The following is a 19,240-nucleotide window of genomic DNA, read 5'->3' as shown; positions in this document are numbered from 1 at the left end:
CCGGGCCCTCCGGTACGGGTCCCGCGCACCGGCCGCCTCGGCGCGGCTCCTGTCCGTTCTCGCCGGCCCGGGTCCGCTCCTCACGTCGCGTCCGGTACCGGCAGCGGCCGCTTCTCGATCGCCGCCGCCATCACCTCCGGGAACAGATCGGGTGTGCAGGCGAACGCCGGTACGCCCAGCGCGGCGAGCGCTGCCGCGTGCTCCCCGTCGTACGCGGGCGCTCCCTCGTCGGACAGCGCGAGCAGCGTCACGAACTGCACCCCCGACGCCTTCATCGCCGCCACCCGCTTGAGCATCTCGTCGCGTATCCCCCCTTCGTAGAGGTCGCTGATCAGCACGACCACCGTCTCCGCCGGCCGGGTGATCCGCGCCTGGCAGTACGCCAGCGCCCGGTTGATGTCCGTGCCGCCGCCGAGCCGGGTGCCGAAGAGCACGTCGACGGGGTCGTCGAGCTGATCGGTGAGGTCGACGACCGCCGTGTCGAAGACGACGAACCGGGTGTCGATCGACCGCACGGAGGCGAGCACCGCCCCGAACACCGACGCGTACACGACGGACGCCGCCATCGACCCGGACTGGTCGACGCAGAGGACGACCTCCTTCTTCACCGACCGCGAGGCACGCCCGTAGCCGATGAGCCGCTCGGGCACGACCGTCCGGTGCTCCGGGAGGTAGTGCTTGAGGTTGGCCGCGATGGTGCGGTTCCAGTCGATGTCGTGGTGGCGCGGCCGGTTGCCGCGGGCACTGCGGTCGAGGGCGCCGGCGAGGGTGGCCCGGGTGCGGGTGGCGAGCCGTTTCTCCAGGTTCTCGACGACCCTGCGCACGACCGCCCGTGCCGTCCGCTTCGTCGTCTCCGGCATGGCCTTGTCGAGCGACAGCAGCGTGCCGACGAGGTGGACGTCGGCCTCGACGGCCTCCAGCACCTCCGGTTCCAGCAGGAGCGTGGCGAGGCCGAGCCGGTCGATGGCGTCGCGCTGCATGACCTGGACGACGGAGGAGGGGAAGTAGGTCCGGATGTCCCCGAGCCAGCGGGCCACCGAGGGCGCCGACGCGCCGAGCCCCGCCTGGCGGTCGTGGTCCGCCCGCGGTCCGTCCTCCTTGCCGTAGAGCGCGGCCAGCGTCCCGTCCATCGCCGCGTCCTGTCCGGACAGCGCGCACCCGGTCCCGTCCGCCGTGTCCCCGCCGAGCACGAGCCGCCAGCGCCGCAGCCGCTCCCGCGCCGGATCCGTCGTCGTGTCCGTCATCTCCGCCTCCTTCCGCCTGTCCGTCATCTCCGCCGCCCCCGCGTGTCCGTCATCCCGACGCCCCCACGAGCCCCCCGCGCGCTCCCCCGTCCTCCCCGTCCGGCCCGAGCAGCAGCCGCAGGACCGGCAGCACGGCGTCCGCGCGGGCGCTGTCGGGGTCGGGGGCGAAGCCGGGGACGCCGCGGACCGCGGCCGCCGTGCCGCCGGGTGCCCCCGGTCCGCGCCGGACCAGTTCGCCGAGGGTGCGCCGCACCCCGGTCCCGTACGCCGAGAACGTCCGCCGCAGCAGCGGCAGCATGTCCGTGAACGCCTCCGCCGGTACGCCCGTCAGCCACGCGTCGACCAGTCCGAGCAACCGCTCGTCGTGGACCAGGAGCAGTCCGCCGCCGGGGCCGCCGACGAAGCCCTCGATCCACGCGGCCGCGTCCGCCGGCGGCGTGCCCGGCGACAGCACGAGCCCCATGAGCCGCCCCGCCTCGTCCTGCGCCAGCTCCCCGTCGTCCAGCAGCAGCCGCACGGACCTCCCCCGTATGGCGCCGGGCACGGTGTCCCGTGCGGACAGGGTCCGCAGCACCGACCGCCAGCGGGCGCGCAGCCTCCCGTGGCCCGGTGCGGGGTCGTCGCCGAGCAGACCCACCGCGCCGTGCACCGCGTCGATGTGGCGCCGCATCTCGTCGGCGGCGTCCGCGTCCAGGGCGGCGCAGGCCGGGGGCAGTCCGACGAAGACCCGCTCGGCGAGACCCGCGGCGACCTCGGCCAGCGCCGCCGTGTCGGTGCCGCGCACGTCGCCGTAGCGCAGCGAGCGGACCAGGGCGGGCAGCGCACGGGCGAGATGGCCGACGTCCGTGTCGAGGGCCGCGCGGTCGGTGAGGATCCCCATCACCGTGGGCAGCGCCTCGGGCAGCGCGGCCAGCAGGCAGTGCTCGGCGAGCCCGGTGATCTCGGCGAGGCCCCGCGCGCCGACGGCGTCCGCCTCCGCCTTGGCGGTGGCGGCGGCGAGCACGGTCGTCCCCCAGACCCCGGCCTCGGCGACCCGCACGGACAGTTCCGGCTCCCAGCGCAGTCGCCAGGTCTCCCGGAAGGTTCCCGTACCGCCGCGTGCGACGGCGGGTTCTCCCCAGCCGACGCCGAGCAGCCGCAGCCGGTGCAGCAGTCTGCCGCGCTCCGCGTCGGTCTCCTTGCGCAGGTCGAGCTCCAGCTCCCGCTCCCCGGCCTCGGGTTTCATCCGCAGCCGGCGCTGGATCCGCGCGAGGTCCCGTTGCAACGGCGCGGCGGGCGCGGTCGCCGGCACCTCCCCGAGCACGTCGCCGACGACCAGCCGGTCGTGCACCAGTGCCAGCGGCACGTCGGAGCCCTCGCACATCACCGCCCGTACGGCGTCGGTCGTCTCGCTCAGGCCGGGCAGCGGACGTCCGCGCAGCGCAGCGAGGGTCTCCGCCAGCCGCACGGCCTCGATGACGTGCGCGGAGGAGACGATCCGGTCCTCGGCCCGCAGCAGCCCGGCCACTTTGGTCAGCCACCGCTCGACCGGCCGGTCCGGGACGTCGAACAGGTGCTCGTACCAACCCGGGGAGTCGATACCCGCGCCGTAGCCGCTCGTCCGGGAGAGCCTGCGGTGGGTCCAGGGCACCCAGGTCATGTCCGTCTTCACCTTGGGCAGCCCCTTCAGCAGGGCGCGGTCGGCGGCGACGGTGACCTTCCGCCGCAGCGCCGGCACGTGCCAGGCCCCGCAGACCACGGCCACGCCGTCCTCGAACTCCCGCTGTGCCGCCCGGATCCGCAGCCGCATGTGCGCCTCGCGCACGAGGTCCCGCCGGCGTCCCCCGCTCCCGCACTCCTCCCGCAGCGCGGTCATGGCCTCCTCGAGCGCGGTGAACGGCGCGACCGGGTCCCCCGCGCCCACGCCCCGGTGCTCGACGACGTCCTCCCACCACCGCTCGGCGTCGTCGTACCCGGCGGCTTCGGCGAGCACCCCCAGGGGATCGACCCGCACGCCGTCGCCCTCGTCGGGCTCACGGCTCTCGTCGCTCCCCCGGGCCAGTGTGTGCGCGGCCGGCAGGTCGATGAAACGGACCGGGACCTCGTGCTCCAGCGCCCAGCGGAGCGCGACCCACTCCGGGGAGAACCCGGCCAGCGGCCAGAAGACCGAGCGGCCGGGCTCGTCCACCGCGTGGGCGAGCAGCGCGACCGGCGGCCGCATGTCCTCCTCGGCGGCGAGCGGGACCAGCGCGTCCGCCTCCGGCGGGCCCTCGACCAGCACGGCGGACGGCCGGGCCGCCTCCAGCGCCGCCCGCACGGCCCGCGCGGACCCCGGCCCGTGATGCCGCACGCCGAGCAGCAGCGGCCCCGTGGTGTCCGGCTGCCCGCCGCTCATCCACCGACCTCCCGGCAGGCCCGGTAGAAGTCCTTCCAGCCGTCGCGCTCGCGGACCACGGTCTCCAGGTACTCCCGCCAGACGACGCGGTCCGCCGCCGGGTCGCGGACGACCGCGCCGAGGACGCCCGCGGCGACGTCCCCGGCCCGCAGCACGCCGTCGCCGAAGTGGGCGGCCAGTGCCAGCCCGCCCGTGACCACGGAGATCGCCTCGGCGGTCGACAGCGTGCCGCTGGGCGACTTGAGCTTCGTCCTGCCGTCGGTGGTGACCCCGTCGCGCAGCTCGCGGAAGACGGTGACGACCCGGCGGATCTCGTCGATGCCGTCGGGCACGGCCGGCAGGTCGAGGGATCGGCCGATCTGGTCGACCCGGCGCGAGACGATGTCGACCTCCGCCTCCGGGGTCTCCGGCAGCGGCAGCACCACGGTGCTGAAGCGGCGGCGCAGGGCGCTGGACAGGTCGTTGACCCCGCGGTCGCGGTCGTTGGCGGTGGCGATCAGGTTGAAGCCGCGGACCGCCTGCACCTCCTGGCCCAGCTCCGGTACCGGCAGGGTCTTCTCCGACAGGATGGTGATCAGCGTGTCCTGGACGTCGGCCGGGATGCGGGTCAGCTCCTCGACGCGGACCGTCATGCCCTCCGCCATGGCCCGCATCACCGGGCTGGGCACGAGGGCGTCGCGGCTGGGGCCGTGGGCGAGCAGCCGGGCGTAGTTCCAGCCGTAGCGGATGGCTTCCTCCGGGGTGCCGGCCGTGCCCTGCACGAGCAGGGTGGAGTCGCCGCTGACCGCGGCGGCCAGGTGCTCGGAGACCCAGGTCTTCGCGGTGCCGGGCACACCGAGCAGGAGCAGGGCGCGGTCGGTGGCGAGGGTGGTCACCGCGACCTCGACGATGCGGCGGGGACCGACGTACTTCGGTGTGACGACCGTGCCGTCCGGCAGCGTGCCGCCGAGCAGGTAGGTGGCGACGGCCCACGGCGACAGCCGCCAGCGGGCGGGGCGGGGGCGGTCGTCCTGCGCCGCCAGCGCGGCGAGTTCGTCGGCGAAGGCGTCCTCGGCGTGTGGCCGCAGGGTCTGCGCGGGAGGCGCGCCCGCGGGCGCGGAGCCGTCCCGGCTCGGGTCGACGGACATCGGTTCAACAGGGACAGGCATGGTTGAGTCCCCCTCCAGCTCGGCCGGTCCGGATCTGCCACCAACCGTGCACCACGCCACTGACAATCGCTCCGACCTGCACGGACGCAGCCGTCGGGGCGATTGTCAGTGGCGGGATCTAGTTTCGACGGCATGACTCAGCAAGGGGTGCGCTGGACCGCGGACCAGGTGCTGGCACTGGCACCCGGCTCCACGTCACGCACGGCGGGAAGCAGACTCGGTACGGCCGGTCCGTGGTCCGGGGCCGGCAGTTCGGGCGAGGGGACGGTGTGGGGTCTGTGCGAGGGCGGCGGGAGCACTCCGTACCGGACGGTCGTCGACGTCGCGGACGCCTCCGGGCCCGCGTACCACTGCAGTTGCCCGAGCGGTGAGTCCCCGTGCGAGCACGCGCTCGGACTGCTGCTGCTCTGGGCGGGCGGGGGCGGGAAGGTGCCGCGGAGGGAGGTACCGGAGTGGGCCGAGCAGTGGATCGCGGGCCGGCGCGCGCACGCCGAACAGAAGCCGACCGCGGGGTCCTCGGGTTCCTCGGGTTCCGCCGGCCCGGAGGCGGCGCGGCGCAGGGCGGAACGCCGGGCCGAGCGGGTGACGGCGGGCGCGGTGGAGCTGGAGCAGCGCCTGGCGGATCTGCTCCGCGGCGGCCTGGCGGCGGCCGAGCAACCGGGGTACGGGCTGTGGGAGGAGACCGCGGCCCGCATGGTCGACGCCCAGGCTCCGGGACTGGCCGCCCGGGTGCGGGGGCTGGGGGCGTTCGCGGGCACCGGGCCGGGCGGGCCGGTGCGGCTGCTGGAGGAGTGCGCGCTGCTCCACCTCCTCGGCCGGGGCTGGCTGCGCCGGGAGCGGCTGCCGGAGGGCCTGGCCGCGACCGTCCGCTCCCGTGTCGGCCTGCCCGTGTCGGCGGAAGGCCCGGCGGTACGGGACCGCTGGTTGGTCCTCGCCCGGTACGACACGGCGGAGAGCCTTCTGACGACCCGCCACGTCTGGTTGTACGGCACGGACTCGGGGCGCACGGCGCTGCTCCTCTCCTACGGTGCGGCGGGCCGCGCCCCGGAGCTCGCGCTGCCGGTCGGGCTGGCCCTCGACGCGGAGCTGTCCGCACATCCGGGTACGGGGCAGCCGCGGATGGCCCTGGGCGAGCGGTTCGCGCCGCCCGTACCTGCGGACGTACGGCCACCGGGGACGACGACGGCCCGGGCGGTCGCCCGCTACGGCGAGGCGCTGTGCGAAGACCCCTGGCTGGACTCGGTCCCGGTGACGCTGGACCGGGTGACACCGGCTCCGGACGGGGACGGCTGGCAGCTGGCCGACGCCGACGAGGACGCGGCCCTGCCGCTCACGCCGGCCGCGCGGTCCCGCCCCGGGCTGTGGCGTCTGGTCGCCCTGTCGGGCGGCGCCCCGGTCAGGGTCTTCGGCGAGTGCGGCCACCAGGGATTCACTCCATTGGCGGCATGGCCGGAGGGCGCCGGCGAGATGGTGCCGCTGTGCTGAACGACGCGCCCACCCCGGTCCCCGCCCGCCCCGGGAATCTTTCGGACATCACGGGACACCCGGTGCGTGTGCGTATGCGACCGTGCCGGGGCGCCCGTCGGGAAGGAAGCTCATGAGCAGCACGACCACCCCCGTGGGCACGCCCCTCCCGGACTCCTGGGAGGAGCTGGTGACCACCGCCCTGCTGGGCACGGACCGGCGCACACCGGCGGGCTCCGCACCCGGACCGGACGCGCCGTCGGCCCTGCTGGACGCGGCGGCCGTGGCGACCGTAAGGCGACGCGCCGGACTGCGGCCGACGCGGGCCGCGGAGCGTCCGCGGCCCGCCCCCGAGGACCCGCGCCCCCCGCTGCCGCCCGCCGCCGCGCGCCGGCTCGCGATGCTGCTCGCGGACCGTCCCGGCGCCTCCGGCGGTGGGCGCCGGAGCACGGCCCCGGACCTCATGGAGCTGCTGCCCCAGTGGCTGGCGGCGGCGAACGCCCGCGGGTTCGCGGCGCCCCCCGCCGCGCTGCCCGCCCTGCTCGACGCCGCACGGGGACGGACCGACCTGCGTCCGGCGGCACTGCGGTTCGCGGGGCCGCGCGCCCTGTGGCTGGCCCGGTTCAACCCCGTATGGCGGTTCGCCCTGCGTTCCGCACCGGGCGGCGGGACCTCCACGCCCGGCCTCCACGACACCGAGGGCATACGGCGGCTCTGGGAGGAGGGCCTCTTCGCCGAGCGGGTCGCCCTCCTCGGCGCCCTGCGCTCCCGCAGGCCGGCCACCGGGCGGGAGCTCCTCGCGGCGAGCTGGGCGACGGAACGGGCGGAGGACCGCCTGATGTTCCTGGACTCGCTGCGCACCGGACTCGGCCCCGACGACGAGCCCTTCCTCGAGCAGGCCCTGGCCGACCGCAGCCGCAACGTACGGGCGACGGCGGCGGAGCTGTTGTCGGCGCTGCCGGGCTCCGCGCTGGCGGAACGCATGGCGGTCCGGGCCGGGGCGTGCGTGGCCGTCGACCACACACGGGACACGCCGACGCTCACCGTCGAGGCGCCGCACGCATGCGACGCGGGCATGGAACGCGACGGCGTGGTGGCCAGGGCCCCGGCGGGCCGGGGCGAACGGTCCTGGTGGCTCGGTCAGCTCGTGGAGGCGGCGCCCCTGGGCAGCTGGTCGCGGCGGCTCGGCGGGCGTACGCCCCGGGAGATCGTGGCACTGCCGGTGGCGGACGACTGGCAGGACGAACTGCACGCGGCCTGGTGCCGGGCGGCGGTACGGCAGCGCGACGCGGCGTGGTCCCGGGCGCTGCTCGGGGAGCCCTCGGCGCCGGAGGCGGGCGGCCCGGGGGCGGTGTCCCTGGCCGAACGCACCAAGCTGCTCGGCACGCTGGACGCCGCCGAGCGGGCCGAGTGGGTGGCCGGGTTCATCGAGACGCACGGCCTGTCCGAGGCGTTCCAACTGCTCGGGGTGTGCGCCGTGCCCTGGGCGGCACCGGTCGGACGGGCGGTGGTCGACGCGCTCGACATCGCGCGTGACGCGGGGAGTTATCCATGGAGTTTCAGCGGAGTCATGGGCCTGGCCGAACGCTGCCTCGACCCGTCCGAGGCCGGCCGTCTCGACGCGCTCCTGGCGGTGCCGGACGAGCCGGAGGACGCGTCGCCCGGAGCCGGCGGCTACTGGTCGGAGGCCTTCCAGCGCCTGGTCACCACGCTGCGCCTGCGCGCTGCCATGCTGACCGAACTGACCCCGGCCGCCACCTGACCGGGCGCCTTCGGACGAACGGAACCGATGCCGCACCGGTCGTACGAGGCCGCCGGACCGGACTCGGCGCTCCGGCCGGCACCTCGGCCCTGCCGACCCGGGACCGGTACGGCACGGGGGCCCGGCGCGCGGCCCGGCGCTTGCGAGGTGCCGCCGTGTCCGCCCGCTCCCGACTTCGCTCGAGCGGGGGGACGACCTCCGTCGCCCCGGCGGCACGGCTGCCCGCGGGAGCGGCGGTGCGGGCCCGGCCCTCGCCCGCGAGGCACCCCGAACGGGGCCTACGCCTCCGCCGGCTGCCGCACGTTCGCCCGCACCCAGTCCACGATGGACGCCGTGGTCGCACCCGGGGTGAAGATCTCCGCGACACCCTGCTCCTTCAGCGGAGCGATGTCCGCCTCGGGGATGATCCCGCCGCCGAAGACCAGGATGTCCGCCGCGTCCCGCTGCCGGAGCAGCTCGATGACGGCCGCGAAGAGCGTGTTGTGCGCCCCGGAGAGGATGGACAGACCGATCGCGTCGGCGTCCTCCTGGATCGCGGTGTCGACGATCTGCTCGGGGGTCTGGTGAAGCCCGGTGTAGATCACCTCCATACCGGCGTCGCGCAGCGCCCGCGCGATCACCTTGGCCCCGCGATCGTGACCGTCGAGCCCCGGCTTGGCCACCACCACGCGGATCGGACCGGCTGCCACACCCATCACTGCCTCCATGAAGCGACTACATCCATCCGTACCGACAAGTACCGCACACATCCGTCATGCCCCGCACACCGCTCGGGCACCCCGGCCCGAACCGGCCGGGGAAGTGAACGAACGTTATCCCCAGCATCCCGCAACCGGCAGTTTCACGGTGCGCGGGGAGGGGCAAATCACACAGAGGAACATGTTCACCGCGCAGCGTTCCCGGCCTCCCGGACCCACGCACCACGTACCCGTGCACCACTCGGACAACGGTGGGACCATGCGTACAAGGGATTCGCACCGAGGTCGCCGCGTCACCGCACCCCCGCCACGCACCGCACGCGCGGGCCGTCGACCGCTCTCGTAGCGGTCTCCCATGAGGGCATACGGGGGACAGTGCTGTCCTCCCGCGTGCCGACAGGAGGTCGGCCATGAAGGTCACCGAGGCAGCTCTCCCCTTCCTGCCGCTCTGCCGGCGTCTTCTGCCGACCCGGCTGGCGGATCTCTCCCTGACCCTGCTGAAGGCGACCGCCCTGGAGCTGGCGATCCTGGCGGGCCACCTCCTGCTCTATCCCGCCGGCATCGCCCAGGAGCGCCGGGGCACGCCCCCCGCACTGCCCGCCCAGGACGGCACCCCGCAGCTGCCGACGGAGGCCAAGCCCCCGGTGGTGCTGCTCCACGGCTTCATCGACAACCGGTCGGTCTTCGTCCTGCTGCGCCGCAGTCTCGCCCAGCACGGCAGGCAGCAGGTCGAGTCGCTCAACTACTCGCCGCTGACCTGCGACATCCGCATCGCGGCCGAACTGCTCGGCCGACACATAGAGCAGGTGTGCGAACGCACGGGCAGTCACCGGGTCGATGTGGTCGGGCACAGCCTCGGCGGGCTCATCGCGCGGTACTACGTGCAGCGACTGGGCGGTGACGCCCGCGTGCGGACGCTCGTCACACTCGGCACCCCGCACTCCGGAACCCGCGTCGCACCGCTGGCCAACGCGCACCCCATCGTGCGCCAGATGCGCCCCGGCTCACCGGTCCTCGAGGAGCTCGCCCGGCCCGCGCCGGGCTGCCGTACGCACTTCGTCGCCTTCTGGAGCGACCTCGACCACATCATGGACCCGCTGGAGTCGGCGTGCGTCGAGCACCCCGACCTGACGTCGGTGAACGTGCGGGTGAGCGGCGTGGGCCATCTCGCCCTGCCCGTGCACCCGACCGTGGCGACCCGCATACGGCAGGCCCTGGACACGGCGCATCCCGGAGAGCCGTCCACCGGCCGCCCGGAAGGCCTGACGGTGGCTTGACAGTGGCCTGACGGCCGGTCGCCCCGGGCCCCGCCGCCGCGCGGGGAGGCGCGCGGCGGTGGCGCGACACGCCCGGCACCCGCGCCCCGGGACAACCGGAACCGCGCGCCCCATCGACGGCGACCCGAACAACAACGGTCAGCGACGGCTCACTTACCGCCGCCACCCTCCCCAATTCCTCGAACAGGTCTCGAACAAAAAGCCAAGACCGCGCCTGCCGTCCGCCAAAACACAACCGATTGCCCGTTTCCTGCGCGCACGAAACCTGTGGAAGATTGTCGTGCCCGCATACCGCCGGGTACAGTCGCCGCACTGCTCTGGCAGCCCCTGTTGTCGAGGCGAAAGAGAAGTTGGTGAACGACCGTCACCCGTCGGGGACCATGGACCCGGCTCCGGCTTCCGATGCCGTCTCGGCGCCCCATGCGTCGTACGGCACGCAGGAAGCCCCGTACGGCGATCTCACCACGTACGGCGAGCACGACTCCACCGGTTTTACCGCCACTCACTTCGGGACCGGTGACCACACCACCGGAGCCCTGGCCGCCGACCCCCTCTTCGGCGACCTCCCCGGCGGCCACGACACGGGCGCGCACGAGACCGTGCACTGGCCCGCGGGCGGTTACGACACCGGGCAGTACGACGGCTACGCGGCTTTGTACCCGGCCGCGTACGACACCGGCGGCTACGACATGACCGCCTGGACCACCGACCATCACCCGCTGGCGGTGATCCCGCCGCAGGCCGGCTCGCCGGAGACCAGCGGCCAGTGGGACTCCGGCGAGTGGCTCCAGCCCGATCAGGCCGGGAACCCCGCCGACCGGACCCAGCAGTGGGACTGGGGCACGCAGACCTTCGACAGCGGCACCTACGACGCCACGCAGTGGAACTCCGACGGCGGTGACGCCGCCCCGGCGCCCGCGTCCGACGCCTACGAGCCGCAGGCCGAGTCCTACGAGCACCGGACCGAGTCGTTCGACCAGGAACCCTACGGGGCCCCCGCCGCCGCCGAGCCGGCCGACACCGGTGAGCTGCCCGCGGTGCACCTGCTCGACGGGCAGGAGGAGACCGTTCCCGCCCCGACGCCGCGCGCGGCCCCGCGCGCCGGGTCCCGCTCCCGCCGCCGTACGCCCGCCAGGCGCTCCGCGCTGCTGACGGTGGCCGTGCCCTCGGCGTGCGTGATGGGCGTCGCCGGCATCGCCGCGGCCTCGGTCGGCAGCCTGACCGACGGCGGCGGCCAGGAGACGGCGACGACCGCGGCGGACGCCCGGCCGGTGAAACCCTCCACCGCCAACAACAAGCTGGACACCCAGGTGGAGAGCGTCGCCGCCGGCGCCGACGACTTCGCCGACCGGGCCAGCCGCACCCAGGAGCGCATCGACCTCGAGGCGCAGCAGGCGGCCGAGCGCAGGGAGGCCGCCGAGGAGGCGGCCCGCAAGGAGCGGCTGCGGCCGAAGTTCGCGCTCCCGGTCGTACAGCACGGTCTCAGCGCCTACTACGGCCAGTCCGGCATCAACTGGATGTCCGTCCACTCCGGTATCGACTTCCCCGTCTCGTACGGCGCGACGGTGATGGCCGCGACCGACGGCACGGTGCGCACCCAGTACAACTCCGCCTACGGCAACATGATGATCGTGACGGCGAAGGACGGCACGGAGACGTGGTACTGCCACCTCTCCAGCTACCAGGTCGCCTCCGGTACGACCGTGAAGGCCGGCGACCCGATCGCGTTCTCCGGGAACTCCGGCAACTCGACCGGTCCGCACCTGCACTTCGAGGTGCGCCCGGGCGGCGGCTCGGCGATCGACCCGCTCGCCTGGTTCCGCAGCCACGGCCTGGACCCGTCGTAGGGTTCGTCCCCCGACGGGTCCCGGCGGACGGCTACAGCTTCTCCACCGGCGCGTACCGCAGCAGCAGCCGCTTGGGCTTGGTGTCCCCGAAGTCGATCGTCGCCTCCGTGTTCGCGCCCGTGCCCTTCACCGCGACCACGGTGCCGAGGCCGAACTGGTCGTGGGTGACCCGGTCCCCGACCGCCAGCGCCACCACGGGCTTCTCCGCGGTCCGCCGGGTGGCGAAACCGGAGGCGCCCGACGCCGACGAACGGGAACGGGACGACGACAGCGACGCCGCCACTCCCGACGCCGGACCGGAGGACACGGGCGCGCTCGCCCCCGTCCGCTTCCACTCCAGATGGGCGGCCGGGATCTCCTCCAGGAACCGCGAGGGCGGGTTGTAGGACGGCTGACCCCACGCGCTGCGCAGCGTCGACCGGGTCAGGTACAGCCGCTCACGCGCGCGCGTGATGCCGACGTACGCCAGGCGCCGCTCCTCCTCCAGCTCCTTGGTCTGGCCGAGGGCGCGCATGTGCGGGAAGACGCCGTCCTCCATGCCGGTGAGGAAGACGACCGGGAACTCCAGGCCCTTGGCGGTGTGCAGGGTCATCAGGGTGATGACGCCGGAGCCGTCCTCCTCGTCGGGGATCTGGTCGGAGTCGGCGACCAGGGCGACCTGCTCCAGGAAGTCGGACAGCGTGACCGCCTCGCCCTCACCGCGCTCCTGCTCGAACTCCAGGGCGACGGCGGCGAGCTCCTGGAGGTTCTCGATCCGGGTCTCGTCCTGCGGGTCGGTGGAGGCCTGCAGCTCGGCCAGATAGCCGGTGCGTTCGAAGATCGCCTCCAGGACCGTGGCCGGGCCCGCGCCGGACTCGACGACCGTACGAAGGTCCTCCATGAGCGTGTTGAACCGCTTCACGGCGTTCGACGACCGCGCGGCCATGCCGTACGCCTCGTCGACGCGCTTCAGCGCCTGCGGGAAACTGATCTTCTCGCGCTGGGCGAGGGCGTCGATCATCGCCTCCGCGCGGTCGCCGATGCCCCGCTTGGGTACGTTGAGGATGCGGCGCAGCGGCACCGAGTCCTCGGGGTTGGCGAGCACCCGCAGGTAGGCCAGGACGTCCCGGACCTCCTTGCGCTCGTAGAAGCGGACGCCGCCGACGACCTTGTAGGGCAGGCCGACGCGGATGAAGACCTCCTCGAAGACACGGGACTGGGCGTTGGTGCGGTAGAAGACGGCGACGTCGCCCGCCTTCGCCTCGCCCGCGTCGGTGAGGCGGTCTATCTCGTCGGCGACGAACTGGGCCTCGTCGTGCTCGGTGTCCGCGACGTACCCGGTGATCCGCGCGCCCGTGCCGGCGTTGGTCCACAGGTTCTTGGGGCGCCGCGACTCGTTGCGCTCGATGACGGCGTTGGCCGCGCTCAGAATGGTCTGGGTGGAACGGTAGTTCTGCTCCAGCAGGATCGTGGTCGCGTCCGGGTAGTCCTCCTCGAACTGGAGGATGTTGCGGATCGTCGCGCCGCGGAAGGCGTAGATCGACTGGTCGGCGTCACCCACCACGCACAGTTCGGCGGGCGGGACCTCGGCCTCGGACGGTACGCCGGCGGGGTGCTCAAAGGTGCCGACGAGTTCGCGCACCAGGGCGTACTGGGCATGGTTGGTGTCCTGGTACTCGTCGACCATGACGTGCCGGAACCGGCGGCGGTAGTGCTCGGCGACGTCCGGGAAGGCGCGGAGCAGATTGACCGTCGTCATGATCAGGTCGTCGAAGTCCAGCGCGTTCGCCTCGCGCAGCCGGGACTGGTAGAGCGCGTAGGCCTGGGCGAGGGTCTTCTCGAAGCCGTCGGCCGCCCGGGCGGCGAAGTCCTCCTCGTCGATCAGCTCGTTCTTCAGGTTGCTGATCCTGGCGCTGAAGGACTTCGGCGGAAAGCGCTTGGGGTCGAGGTCCAGGTCGCGGCAGACCAGGGCCATCAGCCGCTTGGAGTCGGCGGCGTCGTAGATCGAGAACGACGACGTGAAGCCGAGCTTCTTGCTCTCGCGACGCAGGATGCGCACGCACGCGCTGTGGAACGTCATGACCCACATGGCGCCCGCGCGTGGGCCGACGAGCTGCTCGACGCGCTCCTTCATCTCGCCCGCGGCCTTGTTGGTGAAGGTGATCGCGAGGATCTGGCCCGGATGGACGTGCCGCTCGGCCAGCAGGTGGGCGATGCGGTGGGTGAGCACGCGGGTCTTGCCGGAACCGGCGCCGGCCACGATGAGCAGCGGGGAGCCGGAGTGCACGACGGCGGCGCGCTGGTTGTCGTTCAGCCCCTCGAGGAGCGCGGCGGCGTCGATCACTGGGCGCGGGGCGCCGTCACGGTAGTGGGTGTCCCGTTCCGGCGGCAGGTCGAACTTCCCGCCGAACAGGTCGTCCGGGATCGGCTCCGGTACGTGCTCGTCCTCGGGCGGTGGCGGGGGCTCGCCCTCGGGGCCCCGCTGGGCCTGGAGGTCCGCCAGGAAACTGTCGTCAAAGAGGCTGCTCATCGCTCTCCGAGTCTAGGGCGCTCCACCGACAACCCGGGGCCACCCCGGGAACATCCCCGGCTTCCGGCGGCCTGAACGGGTCCCTCACCCTCCAGGAACACCGTCTCACCCTGAGTCACCCCGCGCGCGAGGTCACGAAAATGTATCGGGCATATCACCCATCAACCTTCACAGGGGCCACACCGGTTGGCTACGGTGCGGGCGGGCCGCACGACCCCCACCGGCGAACCTCGCCGGGCCGCGCGGCCTCCGCCGAGTCCGTCCCTGCCCCTCGCGCGGCAGCCGGAGCCGGGGACCCACCGAGATCACGGGGTGAATCGGCCCACTCCCTCGCGGAGCGGCCGTAGGGCAACCCTTCCAAGCACCCGCCCGAACCCGACAGCTAACCCGGTAGGCGGAGCGTGGGAAGGAGTCGCCTCCCTTGGCGTCGCACCGCAAGTCGCGCACCCCCGGCATCCGCGTGGCAGGCATCCGGCCCCCGGCCCTCGCCACGGCCGCCCTGGCCTCCGTGGCCCTGCTCTCCCAGACGGCCACCGCCGCCCCCTCCGACGACGGCAGGCCCAGCCTGGAGGAGGTCGAGAAGAAGGTCGACGACCTCTACCGCCAGGCGGAGTCGGCGACCGAGAAGTACAACGCGGCCAAGGAGCGGACCGCGAAGCAGCGCAAGCAGGTCGACACGCTCCTCGACGACGTGGCCAAGCGCACCCAGAAGCTCAACGACGCGCGGGAGGAGCTGGGCTCCTTCGCCGCCGCCCAGTACCGGACCGGCTCCGGTATTCCCGACACCGCGACCTTCCTGCTCGCACACACGCCGCAGGACGTCTTCGACCAGCGTCAGGTGCTGGACCGGATCACCGGCCGCCAGAAGAAAGCGGTCGACGACTACGTCGCCCAGCAGTCCGAGACGATGAAGAAGCGCCGGGAGGCCACCGAGAGCCTCCGAACGCTCACCGAGGCCCAGGGCGATCTGAAGACGGCCAAGGCCACCGTCCAGAAGAAGCTCACCGACGCGCGTGAACTGATGGCGAAGCTGACCGCCGAGGAGAAGGCGCGGCTCGCGGCGATCGAGAAGGAGAAGCAGGAGGAGGCCGCCCGCAAGGCCGCCGAGCTCGCCCGGCAGCAGGCGGAGCAGCGGAAGGCCGAGGAGAGGACCGCCGCCCGGCAGGACGGCGGCACGTCGGGCGCCCCGGCCCCGGCCCCGGCCGCCTCACCGTCGACGCCGACGGACTCCTCGTACGCCACCAAGGCCGAGAGGGCCCTCGCCTTCGCCCGCGCGCAGATCGGCAAGCCGTACGTCTGGGGCGCCACCGGCCCCGGCTCCTACGACTGCTCCGGCCTCATCCAGGCCGCCTGGAAGGCCGCCGGCATCACCCTCCCGCGCACCACCTACGACCAGGTCGACGCGGGCACGACGGTCCCCGTCTCCCAGGCCCGGCCCGGTGACCTGGTCTTCTTCTACGACGACATCACCCACGTGGGCCTCTACATCGGCAACGGGATGATGATCCACGCGCCGAAGCCCGGCACGTACGTCCGCGAGGAGTCCGTCTACTACGACGGCGAGTCCTCGGTCCACAGCGTGGTCCGCCCCGCCTGACCTGTCCGGGGGCACGGAGCCCGGCGGGCTCTCCCGGCATCGGAGCATGTCCGGCCCCGTCCCCCCGTCTCCTTTCCGCGCCTGGTGGGCGCGGCGTTCGCCGGCGGCCGGCGCCGCCGTGAGGGCGACCGGCACCGTGCCGGTCGCCCTGCACCCGGCGGGGCGCGGGATCCTCTCCCGGGTCGGCCTCGTGCCGGCCTGCGCCGCCCGGCCGGGGCCGGCGGCGGAGTTCGCTCTGCGGCTGTTGTGGGCGGCGGTCGCCGCCGCGCGGGCCACGGTCACGTCCGGCCCCGTGGAGGAAGGGGTCAGGTCCACAGCACCGCGATGAAGACGTTCGCCACGGTCAGCAGGCCGACCAGGCCGAACAGGCCCTTGTCCACCTTCCCGTCGTCCCGCTTCACGTAGACCAGGCCGAGGATCACGATCAGCAGGGCCAGCTTCACGCCGATCTTGATGTTGTCGACGGAGTAGTCCTGGGCCTGGTTGAGGCCGACCAGGACCACACCGGTGACCAGCATCGTCAGCGCACCGTGCAGCATCGCGGGGACGAAGCGGGCGGTGCCCTGGCCCATCGCCTTCATCTGGGTGAGGAAGCCGCCGAGGAGCGACGCGATACCGATGATGTGCAGACCGACGAAGAGGTGGATGAGTACGTCCATGGGGCCGGAGCCTAGCCACAGCCACTTCGTAGCACTCCGGCACCCTCGTCCGTCCCCCCTTCGCCGCATCGGTCACCACCCTGAGTGAAGACGGTGAAGCCAGGACGGGGTTCCTGTCACTTGCGGTCACCCGACGGTCCGCTCACGCCACTTCCGCACAACCCGTTACCGGGCCCGCGCGGCCGGGCCTAGGGTCCTTCCCGGGTGACCGGCTCTCCACCGCCGTCCGGTACAGGGACGACATCCGGGCACCACCGCCGAGAAGGTCCGGCGGCGGACGGCTTCCCCCCGTGCCTCCGCCGCCGGGCCGCGGGACGGCGGCCCGCTCCGCGCGGTCGCCGGGAAGGACGGGCGTCCGGGTGGCAGCGCACCGCAGGACCCGACAGCGCGCATCGACACCGGCCGCCGCATCCCCCGCTCCGAACTCCGCCCCGGTGACCTGGCCTTCTTCTGCTCCGGCATCAGCCACGTCGGCGTCCACGCCGGCGACGGCCGCATGATCCACTCCCTGAACCCCTCGGCCCCGGTCCGCGTGGCCCCATCGACGAGACGTCCTTCGCGGGCGCCACGCGCATGGTCCGAGGACCTGCTCAGACCAGGCGCCGAGCCGTCGCCCAGCGGGTCAGTTCGTGGCGGTTGGACAGCTGGAGCTTGCGCAGGACCGCCGAGACATGGGACTCGACCGTCTTCACCGAGATGAACAGCTGCTTGGCGATCTCCTTGTAGGCGTAACCGCGGGCGATCAGCCGCAGGACCTCCCGCTCGCGCTGGGTGAGGCGGTCGAGGTCCTCGTCGGCCGGCGGGGCGTCGGTCGAGGCGAAGGCGTCCAGGACGAAGCCGGCCAGCCGCGGCGAGAAGACCGCGTCCCCCTCCTGGACCCGGAAGATCGAGTCGACCAGGTCGGTCCCGGTGATCGTCTTGGTCACGTATCCCCGCGCACCGCCCCGGATCACCCCGATCACGTCCTCCGCCGCGTCCGACACGGACAGGGCGAGGAAACGGACCGGCTGCTCGGCGTCGCCCATCAACGGGGCGCAACGGCGCAGCACTTCGACGCCGCCGCCACCGGGCAGGTGCACGTCGAGCAGGACCACCTCGGGCCGGGTCGCGGTGATGACCGTGACCGCCTGGTCGACGTCGGCGGCCTCGCCGACCACCTCGACGCCCGTCTGCGCGGTCTGTCCTATCTCCGCCTGGACACCCGTGCGGAACATGCGGTGGTCGTCGACGAGGACAACACGCACATGACGCCCGGCACCCTCCGCCGCTCCCGTCGTTCCGTTCGCCTCGGTCGGCTCGCTCATGACGTCTTCTCCGCCCTCTCCATCTCCAGCTCGACCTCCGTGCCGCCGTCCGGCACCGCGCGCAGCCGCGCCGTGCCGCCGTTGCGCTCCATGCGGCCGATGATCGATTCCCTGACGCCCATGCGGTCGGCGGGTATCGAGTCCAGGTCGAAGCCGGGGCCGCGGTCCCGGACGGACACGAAGACCGTCCTCCCCTCGACCTCGGCGTAGACCTGCACCGCACCTCCCTCGCCACCGTACTTGGCGGCATTGACCATCGCTTCACGCGCGGCCTGCATCTGTGCGCTGATTCTGTCGTCGAGCGGGCAGTCGCCGACGACCACCACCTCGAGGGGGACGCCGTGCTTGTCCTCCACCTCGGCGGCATTGCGCTTCACCGCCTCGGCGAGCGTGGTGGGTTCGTCGTCCTCGTCCTTTCCGTTGCCCTCCGGCTTGTAGAGCCAGGCACGCAGGTCGCGCTCCTGGGCCCGGGCCAGACGTCGCACCTCGCCCGCGTCGTCCGCGTTGCGCTGGATCAGGGTGAGGGTGTGCAGCACCGAGTCGTGGACGTGGGCGGCGACCTCCGCGCGTTCCTGGGCCCTGATGCGCATCAGGCGCTCCTCGGAGAGGTCCTGCGTCATGCGCACGAGATAAGGGCCGGCGAGGAGGGCGATGCCCACGAGGACCGCGAGGGCCGCCTGGAGCACCGAGCCCAGGTGGCTGCCAGAACCCCGCAGGACGAAGATGCCCGAGGCACCCGCCGTCACCAGGAGCACACCGGCCACGGCCCGCAGCAGCGTGACCGTGCGCCGTCGGCGGCCGACTTCCATCCAGCGGGCCCGGCGGGCGTTGTCCGCCTGCCGCCAGACCAGGGCGACGCCCGCGCCGACCAGCACGGTCGGCCAGAGGTAGGCCCTGGTGCCGTTGCTCAGGTCCACCTTGCCCACGAAGATCATGGCCACGACGACCATGAGGAGCAGGGCGACGATCTGCCCCTTGTCCGGTCTGCGGGTGACGAGTCTGCGCCGGCCGTCCGGCGAGGTCTCCGTCGCCACCAGCGAGGGCGGCCTCTGTACGTCCACACCGCCGACGCCCAGGGGCACGAAGAACCAGAACGCGGCGTACAGCAGCGCGCCGAGACCGTCGGCCATGAACAGGCCGACGAAGACGAGACGTACCCAGAACACGGGCAGCCCGAGGTGCCCGGCGAGCCCCCGCGCCGCACCACCCAGCCAGCGTCCGTCACTGCTGCGGTAGAGCTTGCGCGGCGGCCGCGGCTCGGCCACTGGCGCTGCTGCGGCTTCCGACATGCCAACGATGGTCACACGGCCGAAGTACCGGAACATCAGGGTCGGCCCCGGAGACTCCCCTGATCTCC

Annotated in this window: 13 protein-coding genes, 1 pseudogene and 1 riboswitch; of the genes and pseudogenes, 6 read left to right on the top strand and 8 right to left on the bottom strand. The window is 73.4% G+C overall.

Features of this window, described 5'->3' with window-relative positions:
• Positions 1-80: 80 nt before the first annotated feature.
• Genes KYY02_RS01930 through KYY02_RS01920 form a run of 3 tightly spaced genes read right to left on the bottom strand, consistent with a single transcriptional unit; the run spans position 81 to position 4,766 of the window.
• A complete protein-coding gene (locus KYY02_RS01930; RefSeq protein ID WP_371235588.1) occupies positions 81-1,244 on the bottom strand; it encodes a vWA domain-containing protein in 1,164 nt (387 codons plus the stop codon).
• A gap of 49 nt (positions 1,245-1,293) precedes the next feature.
• Positions 1,294-3,618 (bottom strand): DUF5682 family protein, encoded by a 2,325-nt coding sequence (locus tag KYY02_RS01925; protein WP_371235587.1) that lies wholly within the window; start codon positions 3,616-3,618, stop codon positions 1,294-1,296.
• Positions 3,615-4,766 (bottom strand): ATP-binding protein, encoded by a 1,152-nt coding sequence (locus tag KYY02_RS01920; RefSeq protein WP_371235586.1) that lies wholly within the window; start codon positions 4,764-4,766, stop codon positions 3,615-3,617. The genes KYY02_RS01925 and KYY02_RS01920 overlap by 4 nt, the downstream gene beginning before the upstream one ends.
• A gap of 132 nt (positions 4,767-4,898) precedes the next feature.
• Between KYY02_RS01920 and KYY02_RS01915 the strand changes: the two genes are divergently transcribed.
• Both KYY02_RS01915 and KYY02_RS01910 read left to right on the top strand, forming a co-directional pair.
• Complete coding sequence (locus KYY02_RS01915; protein ID WP_371235585.1) at positions 4,899-6,251, top strand: SWIM zinc finger family protein; 1,353 nt, start codon at positions 4,899-4,901, stop codon at positions 6,249-6,251.
• Between the two features lie 112 nt (positions 6,252-6,363).
• The gene (locus KYY02_RS01910) at positions 6,364-7,992 is read left to right on the top strand and encodes a DUF5691 domain-containing protein (protein ID WP_371235584.1); all 1,629 of its coding nucleotides are present in this window, start codon (positions 6,364-6,366) and stop codon (positions 7,990-7,992) included.
• Positions 7,993-8,270: 278 nt separating this feature from the next.
• On the opposite strand, the gene icmB is transcribed toward KYY02_RS01910, so the two are convergent.
• A complete protein-coding gene (gene icmB, locus KYY02_RS01905) occupies positions 8,271-8,687 on the bottom strand; it encodes a coenzyme B12-dependent isobutyryl CoA mutase small subunit (RefSeq protein ID WP_371235714.1) in 417 nt (138 codons plus the stop codon).
• A 413-nt stretch (positions 8,688-9,100) separates the two neighbouring features.
• On the opposite strand from icmB, the gene KYY02_RS01900 reads away from it, so the two are divergent.
• Both KYY02_RS01900 and KYY02_RS01895 read left to right on the top strand, forming a co-directional pair.
• Positions 9,101-9,967, top strand: a complete 867-nt coding sequence (locus KYY02_RS01900) for an esterase/lipase family protein (RefSeq protein ID WP_371235583.1) — start codon at positions 9,101-9,103, stop codon at positions 9,965-9,967.
• Between the two features lie 380 nt (positions 9,968-10,347).
• Positions 10,348-11,814, top strand: a complete 1,467-nt coding sequence (locus tag KYY02_RS01895) for a M23 family metallopeptidase (RefSeq protein ID WP_371235713.1) — start codon at positions 10,348-10,350, stop codon at positions 11,812-11,814.
• A 31-nt stretch (positions 11,815-11,845) separates the two neighbouring features.
• On the opposite strand, the gene pcrA is transcribed toward KYY02_RS01895, so the two are convergent.
• On the bottom strand, positions 11,846-14,323 hold the full coding sequence (gene pcrA, locus KYY02_RS01890) for a DNA helicase PcrA (RefSeq protein ID WP_371235582.1): 2,478 nt from the start codon (positions 14,321-14,323) through the stop codon (positions 11,846-11,848).
• Between the two features lie 240 nt (positions 14,324-14,563).
• Positions 14,564-14,736, top strand: a riboswitch (cyclic di-AMP (ydaO/yuaA leader).
• 8 nt (positions 14,737-14,744) lie between these two features.
• On the opposite strand from pcrA, the gene KYY02_RS01885 reads away from it, so the two are divergent.
• Positions 14,745-15,920, top strand: coding sequence for a C40 family peptidase (locus KYY02_RS01885; protein WP_371235581.1), 1,176 nt, complete (start codon positions 14,745-14,747; stop codon positions 15,918-15,920).
• Positions 15,921-16,225: 305 nt separating this feature from the next.
• Here the strand turns inward: KYY02_RS01885 and KYY02_RS01880 are convergent, their stop codons facing one another.
• Complete coding sequence (locus KYY02_RS01880) at positions 16,226-16,579, bottom strand: hypothetical protein (protein WP_371235580.1); 354 nt, start codon at positions 16,577-16,579, stop codon at positions 16,226-16,228.
• A gap of 385 nt (positions 16,580-16,964) precedes the next feature.
• Between KYY02_RS01880 and KYY02_RS01875 the strand changes: the two are divergent.
• Positions 16,965-17,155 (top strand): annotated as a pseudogene (locus KYY02_RS01875) (C40 family peptidase); the annotation flags it as partial.
• A gap of 14 nt (positions 17,156-17,169) precedes the next feature.
• Here the strand turns inward: KYY02_RS01875 and KYY02_RS01870 are convergent.
• Both KYY02_RS01870 and KYY02_RS01865 read right to left on the bottom strand, forming a co-directional pair.
• Entirely contained in the window at positions 17,170-17,883 is a 714-nt protein-coding gene (locus KYY02_RS01870; RefSeq protein WP_371235579.1) for a LuxR C-terminal-related transcriptional regulator, read from the bottom strand.
• Positions 17,880-19,172, bottom strand: coding sequence for an ATP-binding protein (locus KYY02_RS01865; protein WP_371235578.1), 1,293 nt, complete (start codon positions 19,170-19,172; stop codon positions 17,880-17,882). Before KYY02_RS01865 ends, KYY02_RS01870 begins: the two co-directional genes overlap by 4 nt.
• Positions 19,173-19,240 lie beyond the last annotated feature (68 nt).

The sequence above is a fragment of the Streptomyces pimonensis genome, from assembly GCF_041380215.1.
GTDB lineage: Bacteria > Actinomycetota > Actinomycetes > Streptomycetales > Streptomycetaceae > Streptomyces > Streptomyces pimonensis.
This window is presented reverse-complemented; position numbering and strand designations above follow the sequence as displayed.

What these genes read in the sequence shown, in the direction of transcription:
- KYY02_RS01920 (WP_371235586.1), bottom strand. Translation starts at nt 4,766, where the DNA reads ATGCCTGTCCCTGTTGAACCGATGTCCGTCGACCCGAGCCGGGACGGC.
- KYY02_RS01910 (WP_371235584.1), top strand. Translation starts at nt 6,364, where the DNA reads ATGAGCAGCACGACCACCCCCGTGGGCACGCCCCTCCCGGACTCCTGG.
- KYY02_RS01895 (WP_371235713.1), top strand. Translation starts at nt 10,348, where the DNA reads ATGGACCCGGCTCCGGCTTCCGATGCCGTCTCGGCGCCCCATGCGTCG.
- KYY02_RS01865 (WP_371235578.1), bottom strand. Translation starts at nt 19,172, where the DNA reads ATGTCGGAAGCCGCAGCAGCGCCAGTGGCCGAGCCGCGGCCGCCGCGC.
- KYY02_RS01915 (WP_371235585.1), top strand. Translation starts at nt 4,899, where the DNA reads ATGACTCAGCAAGGGGTGCGCTGGACCGCGGACCAGGTGCTGGCACTG.
- KYY02_RS01930 (WP_371235588.1), bottom strand. Translation starts at nt 1,244, where the DNA reads ATGACGGACACGACGACGGATCCGGCGCGGGAGCGGCTGCGGCGCTGG.
- icmB (WP_371235714.1), bottom strand. Translation starts at nt 8,687, where the DNA reads ATGGGTGTGGCAGCCGGTCCGATCCGCGTGGTGGTGGCCAAGCCGGGG.
- KYY02_RS01880 (WP_371235580.1), bottom strand. Translation starts at nt 16,579, where the DNA reads ATGGACGTACTCATCCACCTCTTCGTCGGTCTGCACATCATCGGTATC.
- KYY02_RS01900 (WP_371235583.1), top strand. Translation starts at nt 9,101, where the DNA reads ATGAAGGTCACCGAGGCAGCTCTCCCCTTCCTGCCGCTCTGCCGGCGT.
- KYY02_RS01925 (WP_371235587.1), bottom strand. Translation starts at nt 3,618, where the DNA reads ATGAGCGGCGGGCAGCCGGACACCACGGGGCCGCTGCTGCTCGGCGTG.
- KYY02_RS01870 (WP_371235579.1), bottom strand. Translation starts at nt 17,883, where the DNA reads ATGAGCGAGCCGACCGAGGCGAACGGAACGACGGGAGCGGCGGAGGGT.
- pcrA (WP_371235582.1), bottom strand. Translation starts at nt 14,323, where the DNA reads ATGAGCAGCCTCTTTGACGACAGTTTCCTGGCGGACCTCCAGGCCCAG.